The 1,728-nt window shown below is 49.0% G+C and carries 1 protein-coding gene; it reads right to left on the bottom strand.

The features are described 5' to 3' along the window. Positions 1 to 229: 229 nt before the first annotated feature. Positions 230 to 1,390 (bottom strand): porin, encoded by a 1,161-nt coding sequence (locus HMPREF2959_RS09765; protein WP_002227217.1) that lies wholly within the window; start codon positions 1,388 to 1,390, stop codon positions 230 to 232. Positions 1,391 to 1,728 lie beyond the last annotated feature (338 nt).

Here is a 1,728-nt window from a genome sequence, read left to right as displayed (position 1 = left end):
ATTTCGTTAACAGACTATTTTTGCAAAGGTCTCACTATATGTGCAAACCAAGCCGAAAATGCGAAATACCGTCTGAAAATCTTTCAGACGGTATTTGCTGTCTTTATTGCCGTTTTTCTTCCGTATCCGGATTTTTGTTTGGGGCTGAAGCAGATTGGCAGTCAGATTGCAATCAAAGAATGAAGGCGAGCCGTCAAAAACAAAGCTATCCGCTTCACCGCCCCGATATTTAGAATTTGTGGCGCAAACCGACGGAGGCGGCATTAATTTGAGTGTAGTTGCCGATGCCGGTATTGCGTTTCAGCCAAGCGCCAGACACGATGGCGGAAGTGCGTTTGGAAAAATCATAATCAACGCCGGCGATGATTTGATCGTAGCTGGTATTTTCGCCTTTTTTACCGCGTTCGATAAAGTCGAAACCATGGGCATAGCTGATGCGCGGAACTGCATTACCGAAGCGGTAGGAAGCAGTGGCGGCAATTTCGGTCGTACTGTTTTTGGTTTTGTCGGCATTTTCAGACAAATCCAACTGGGCCGCCAAGGCGAGATTCAAGCCGCCTTCCTCATAGCCGCCCGTCAGGCGGTGTACCTGATGGTTTTTCAAGGGATCGGTACCTTTGGCTTGATCACTCCCGCTGCCGAGCAAGAACAACTCAAAAGCATCACGTCCGACATTGGCGTGTCTCGCATATTTAAAGGCATAGTTCCCGGCAAAACCGCCATTTTTATAATTCAGACCGGCATAATACACATCCGATCCGGGCTTGCCGACAACAGCCGCATGATACTTACTCTGCTCATCCACATAAGCCGGCGTATAGGCGGACTTGCTGTTTTGAGCCGGAACGAATTGGACGCTGCCGCTGAAACCGGAAAAGTCCGGAGAGTCGTAGCGTACGGAAACCGGCATATCGTCGTGGCGTTTGAAAATACCCAATTGCGAAGCCACATCATTGTTGCTGTCCCAAGGATCAATGGCTTGGCTGGCATCGTCAAACTGATTTGCAACGCGACCGGCGCGCAGCGTACCGAATTCGCCTGCCAAGCCGACAAAGGATTCCCTGTTGCCCCACTGGGTCGCGCCGCCGCCGGCAACGGATACGTCTTGCTCAAGCTGCCAAACAGCCTTCAGCCCTTCGCCCAAATCCTCGCTCCCCTTAAAGCCGATAAACGAGCCGAAATCGCTGATTTTCGTCCTGATGCGGCTTTTTGCCTTAGTAACTTTTACCTGATTGTTCGTTTGACCTTGAGCCTTTGAGGGCTGCTCGGTCAATTGCAGCTGGTAGTTCCTGCCTTCCACGCCGGCTTTGATTTCGCCGTACAGGCTGACATCGGCAACGGCCGCAAGCGGCAGTGCGGACAATACGAGGGCAGTAAGTTTTTTTCGCATATCGGCTTCCTTTTGTAAATTTGATAAAAACCTAAAAACATCGGGCAAACACCCGATACGTCTTCAATTATACCCCCCCCCCCGCAAAAAACCATTTTTCAGAACAAATATCTGATAAATGCCGCAACCTTTATTTTAAAAATGATTATATTTTGATATAAAACAATAGCTTATTTTTTCAAAAAACGTTGTGTTTCTACAACACAATTCAAGCGCAGACCTCGTGCGGGCCGATGCGCTGCTGCCCGGATGCAGTCTCGGCTTTTTAAAACGCCATAAAAAAACACACGCGGCACTTTATAGTGGATTAACAAAAACAAGTACGGCGTTGCCTCGCC

Source organism: Neisseria sp. HMSC070F02 (assembly GCF_001814225.1).
GTDB lineage: Bacteria > Pseudomonadota > Gammaproteobacteria > Burkholderiales > Neisseriaceae > Neisseria > Neisseria meningitidis.
Note: the sequence above shows the minus strand (reverse complement) of the source record. Positions and strands in the feature narration are given on the sequence as shown.